This window comes from Rhodovibrio sodomensis, from assembly GCF_016583645.1.
Classification (GTDB): domain Bacteria; phylum Pseudomonadota; class Alphaproteobacteria; order Kiloniellales; family Rhodovibrionaceae; genus Rhodovibrio; species Rhodovibrio sodomensis.
The window spans coordinates 1-5169 of record NZ_NRRL01000193.1; the positions used below are offsets into that span (position 1 = coordinate 1).

General features: G+C 69.6%; 6 protein-coding genes. 4 read left to right on the top strand and 2 right to left on the bottom strand.

All coding sequences use genetic code 11. The annotated features are described in order from the left end of the window. Positions 1–70: 70 nt before the first annotated feature. Positions 71–814 carry a RadC family protein gene (radC, locus tag CKO28_RS26600; RefSeq protein WP_200344339.1) on the bottom strand — a complete coding sequence of 248 codons (744 nt, stop codon included), beginning with the start codon at positions 812–814 and terminating at the stop codon, positions 71–73. 83 nt (positions 815–897) lie between these two features. After that, positions 898–1731 (bottom strand): type I methionyl aminopeptidase, encoded by an 834-nt coding sequence (gene map / locus CKO28_RS26605; protein ID WP_242480843.1) that lies wholly within the window; start codon positions 1729–1731, stop codon positions 898–900. 304 nt (positions 1732–2035) lie between these two features. Between map and CKO28_RS26610 the strand changes: the two genes are divergently transcribed. The 4 genes from CKO28_RS26610 to CKO28_RS26625 all read left to right on the top strand — a co-directional run. After that, a complete protein-coding gene (locus CKO28_RS26610; protein ID WP_200344341.1) occupies positions 2036–2428 on the top strand; it encodes a hypothetical protein in 393 nt (130 codons plus the stop codon). A 223-nt stretch (positions 2429–2651) separates the two neighbouring features. After that, the gene (locus CKO28_RS26615; RefSeq protein WP_200344343.1) at positions 2652–3425 is read left to right on the top strand and encodes a competence/damage-inducible protein A; all 774 of its coding nucleotides are present in this window, start codon (positions 2652–2654) and stop codon (positions 3423–3425) included. 53 nt (positions 3426–3478) lie between these two features. Next, complete coding sequence (locus tag CKO28_RS26620) at positions 3479–3751, top strand: hypothetical protein (protein ID WP_200344345.1); 273 nt, start codon at positions 3479–3481, stop codon at positions 3749–3751. 150 nt (positions 3752–3901) lie between these two features. Beyond that, positions 3902–5169: GAF domain-containing sensor histidine kinase (locus tag CKO28_RS26625; RefSeq protein ID WP_200344347.1), on the top strand; the 1268-nt coding region annotated here is incomplete at its 3' end.

A 5169-nucleotide genomic window follows, 5' to 3' on the forward strand; every position in this document is an offset into this window, starting at 1 on the left:
CCGCGCCTTGGGGAGAGGGGCCATATCTCCGCATCGGGTTCGGTGTTCGGACCCTAGCCGCTTGCCTGGCTCACCTCTCCCCCTGCCGCGGTTTCCGGCCTACCGCGGCTACTCGGCAACATAAAAGCCGCTTGGCGGCGTCGGCGACGTCGCGGGTCATCTGGATGTCGGCCTTGCTGGGCGTGGGGTCGCCCGAGGGGTGGTTGTGCACCAGGATCAGCGCGCTGGCGCCGAGATCGAGGGCGCGCTTGACGACTTCGCGGGGATAGACGGGCGTGTGGTCGACCGTGCCCTTGGCCTGCGCCTCGTCGGCGATCAGACGGTTGCGCCGGTCCAGGAATAACAGACGGAACTGCTCGACCTTCTGCTCCGCCATCTGGATCCGGACGTAGGACAGCAGCTTGTCCCAGGACGAGATCACCGGCCGCTCCATCGCCTGCTCGCGGGCCATCCGGGTGGCCGCCTCCCGGCTTGCCAACAGGCCGGCGACCGCGCCGTCGCCCATGCCCTTGACCGACTTCAGTTCGTCCGGCCGGGCGGCCAGCATCGCCGCCAGGCTGCCGAAGCGCGCCAGCAGTGCCTTGGCCAGCGGCTTGGTGTCGCCGCGCGGATTGCCAGCGAACAACAGCACCTCCAGCACCTCGTAGTCGGCGAGCGCGTCGCCGCCCTTGTCGATCAGCCGCTGGCGCAGGCGTTCGCGGTGGCCGTGGTAGTGCGGCTTGTCGGCTGCGGGGCGGGGCGCCTTGCCGGCGGGCTCGCTGTCCGCCGGGGCGCGCGCGTCCGTCCCCTCGCGTTTGGATCCGCGCGCGCTCATGACCGAAAGGCGACCCCGAAGGCGTGTGCCCGTAGGCGTGTGCCCGTAGGCGTGTGCCCGTAGGCGTGTGGTGGACGGCTCGCCTAATCTTCGATGGTGTAGGGCGGTTTGTCCAAGCCTTTCGGGGAATAGGTGAACACCTCGCAGCCGTCCCTGGTCACACCGATCGAGTGCTCGAACTGCGCCGACAGGGACTTGTCGCGCGTGACCGCGGTCCAGCCGTCCTCCAGCACCTTCACGTCCGGCTTGCCGGCGTTGATCATCGGCTCGATCGTGAAGATCATCCCCTCGCGCAGGGGCATGCCGGTGCCGGGCTCGCCGTAGTGCAGCACGGTGGGGGCGGCGTGGAACACTTGGCCAAGGCCGTGGCCGCAAAAGTCGCGCACGACCGAGAAGCGGTTCGCCTCCGCATGGCTCTGGATGGCGTGGCCGATGTCGCCCAGCGTCGCCCCCGGCTTGACCGCGTCGATCGACCGCATCAGGCATTCGTAGGTGACGTCGCACAGGCGCCGCGCCTTCACCGGCGGGTCGCCGGCCCAGAACATCCGGCTGGTGTCGCCGTGCCAGCCGTCCAGGATCACGGTGATGTCGATGTTCAGGATGTCGCCGCGGGCGAGCTTCTTCTTGTCGTTCGGGATGCCGTGGCAGATCACCCGGTTGACCGACGTGCAGGTCGCCTTGGGAAAGCCGCGGTAGTTCAGCGGCGCGGGCGTTGCGCCGTGGTCGTTGATGAACTCGTGGCACAGCCGGTCGAGCTCGCCCGTGCTTACCCCCGGCTCGACGTGCGCAGCGACCATGTCGAGCGTCGCGGCGGCCAGCCGGCCGGCCTTGCGCATGCCCTCGAACGCCTCCTCCCCGTGCAGCGGCACCCGCCGCTTGTCGTCGGCCATCACGGATGCGGGTTCGTCTCGGCTCATCGTGGCACTCGCGCTGGGCTGCGGGTTACTTTCGCTGCGGACGCGTGGCAGGCGCGCCGGTACGCCATGGTTGGCGCTTGCGCGCGCACGGGTAAGTGCGCGACCTTGACCGGACATAGCGATGCAGACGCGCGCGAACAAGCGCGAATGCCGGGTGGGTGGCCTGAAGCGCGTCGCCGCACGTCGGTGCGCCGCCCGCGATCGCGCGCCAGACGCACCGCCTGACACGACGCGCCGACTGACACGACGCGCCGCCTGACCCCCGAGCCGCCCGACCCGCGAACCGTCCGAATAAGGAGTCTCCATGACGCCTCGCCGTGCCGCCTGGTCCCGATCGCTGCTGGCCGTCGCGCTCGTCCTCGGGCTCGCCGGCTGTTCCGGCGGAGCCGGCGACCCGTTCAACTTCGGCCCCGTGTTCTCCAGCCCGACCGGCCCGCAGGAGCGGGGCGTCTGGCTGAAACAAGGGGCGGGCCCGCAAGCGCGCCGTGCCGCGATCTCGGAGTGCCGCACGATCGCGCGCGCGCAGATCGAGCGCGACCGCCGGATCGACCGGGACCAGCGCGTCGGCTCCGCCACCGTTGGGGTCGACCAGCCGGCCGAGGACCTGACCCGCCAGCTGCGCGACTACAGCCAGGACAAGCGGCAGCAGCGGCTGTTCCAGACCTGCATGCGCAATAAGGGCTGGCGGCTGGACTGACCTGCGCCGGGCCCGTGAACCGGGGCACGCGCAGGGCGGAATCGCTCAAGATCGGACCGACCTTTCGCGTGGATTTCGCCCGGCCTTCTTCAAGACGAGGCAGGGCCGCGCGGAAGCTGAGTAAACCCTTTGCGATCTGGCTCTGACTCTCTGATGAAAGCGCAAGAGTCAGCTGAAAGGTGAGCCCACCTTGCAGCTTCTTGCCCGAGCCGAGGATACCCGCATGACGCCGCCCGCAAGCGGTTCGGACACCGTCACCGCCGCTCTGCTGATCATCGGCGACGAGATTCTGTCCGGGCGTACCCACGACAAGAACCTGCCTTACCTGGGCCGCCGGCTGAACGAGCTGGGCGTCCGGCTGGCCGAGGTACGCGTGGTCGCCGACGACCGCGCGGCGATCGTCGAGGCGGTGAACGCGATGCGCGCGCGCCATCAGTACCTGTTCACCACCGGCGGGATCGGCCCGACGCACGACGACATCACCGCCGACTGCATCGCCGAGGCGCTGGATCGCAAGCTGATCGAGAACCCGCAGGCGCGCGCGGTCCTGGATGCCCGCTACGGCCCCGAGGGGCTGACGCCGGGGCGCCTGCGCATGGCGCGCACGCCCGAGGGGGCGGAGATCGTCGAGAACCCGGTCAGCAAGGTCCCCGGCTTCAAGATCGGCAACGTCTACGTCCTGGCCGGGATTCCGGAGGTCATGCAGGGGATGTTCGAATCGCTGAGCCACGAGCTGGTCGGCGGGCCGCCGCTGTTGAGCGCGACCGTGGTTGCCGCCTTGCCGGAAGGCGACCTGGCGCAGCCGCTGGGCGAGCTGCAGGCGCGCTTTCCGGACGTCGGCATGGGGTCCTACCCGTTCTTCGGCCAGCACCGCTACGGCGCCAGCCTGGTGCTGCGCGCGACCGACCGCGACCGCCTGCTGGCTGCCCGCGCCGAGCTGATCGAGATGGTGCGCGCGATGGGCGCCGAGCCCGAGATCGGCGACGATCCGGCGTAACCCCGCGCCTGCGCCGACTCGCCGCGCCCCGCTGCCGGCCCCACCTGACCGGCATGCGCAAGTGGTTCGCCCGGATGCTGCCGAAGGACCGCCCCGAGTACGCGGGCGTGCGCTTCCTGCTGCACCACGTGACCGGCGGGGTGATCGGCGCGGTCGCGTTCTTCGCCCTGATCCTCGCCTACGACCTCGCCCAGCTCCGCGAGCTGATCCTGAACACCCGCGACGGCTGGGTCGCCGGCGGGCTTCTGCTGTTCGGCCTGATCGTGACTTTCGGCTCGGTCGCGATGGCGGTGGCGGTGATGCTGCTCGGGAAGGACCGGAACTAGTCGGTGCACCGCGCGGCGGGTTCCGGACGGCCGAACGTTACGGCGTGGCCCCTGAATTCGCGTCTTCGGGCCACGATTCGTCGCTAAGTTTACGCCAGTTTAATTTCGAAACCCGAGTGTCGGGACGAGCATTTCCGCGGAGTTAGGTGTATGTGCCCCGCTGCATATCCGGATGACGAGCAGGCGCGCCTGCAGGCGCTGCGCGCGCACATCGATCCGGCGGACTTTAAAGACGACGGGCTGCAGGCGGTTGCCGAGATGGCCGCGCGGGTGGTCGGGGTGCCGATCGCGCTGGTCAGCGTGTTGGAGGAACACGCGCAGCTGTTCGCCGGCTGTGTCGGCCTGGACGGCATCGACGGGACCGGCCGCGACGCCGCCTTTTGCGCCTATACCATCCTCGAAGATGGCGTTCTCGAGGTTCCAGACGCCCGCGCGGATCCCCGGTTCGCGGACAATCCGCTGGTGGTCGGGCCGCCCTATGCCCGCTTTTACGCGGGCGTTCCGCTGGAAAGCGAGGACGGCTATCGGATCGGCACGCTATGCCTGATCGATGCGGTGCCGCGCCGGCTCGACGCGGCGCAGCGCGCGCAGTTGGTCGACATGGCGCGCATGGCCGGCCGGCTGCTGCGCAAGCTGCGCCAGCTGCGCGAGGCCAACGCCAGCCTTGAGACCGCGCTGGAGGACGCGCAGCAGGCCGACCGCGCCCGGCGCACCTTTTTCGCCAGCATCAGCCACGAGTTGCGGACGCCGCTCAACGCCGTGATCGGGTTTGCCCAGGTGCTCGAGAAGCAGACCTACGGCCCGATGCCGGATCCGCGCTGCGTCGACTACGCCCGCGACATCCGGCAGAGCGGGGAACATCTGCTGGCGCTGATCAACGACATCCTGGACATCAGTCGCTTGGAATCCGGCCAGCACACCCTCGACCCCGAGGAGCTCGACCTCGGCGATCAGGTTGACTGGACGCTCCGCATGCTGGAGCCGCTGTTGGAACAGCAAGGCGCCAGCATCGAGAAGGGCGACGGCGTGGCCGGGACCGCGCTGCTGTTCGACCGGCGCGCGCTGCGCCAGCTGCTGCTGAACCTGCTGTCGAACGCGGTCAAGTACGCCGGTCCGGCCGGCCCGATCCGCGTGTCCGCGGAGCGCACGGCGGAGGCGGTGCGGATCGCCGTCACCGACCGGGGCCCCGGCATGGACGCCGACACGGTCGGCGGCCTGTTCCAACCCTTCGCCCGCGCCCGCAACACGGCCCGCGGGACCGAGGGGACGGGCCTCGGCCTGTTGCTGTGCAAGCGATGGGATGGACGCCCCCTCCGGCGGCATCGGTGTGCCAGAATGGGTGCACTGAAAAACGCCATTCAAGGAGGAGGCATCCATGGCGAAGGTTACCATGATCGGGCTGGACTTGGCGAAGAATA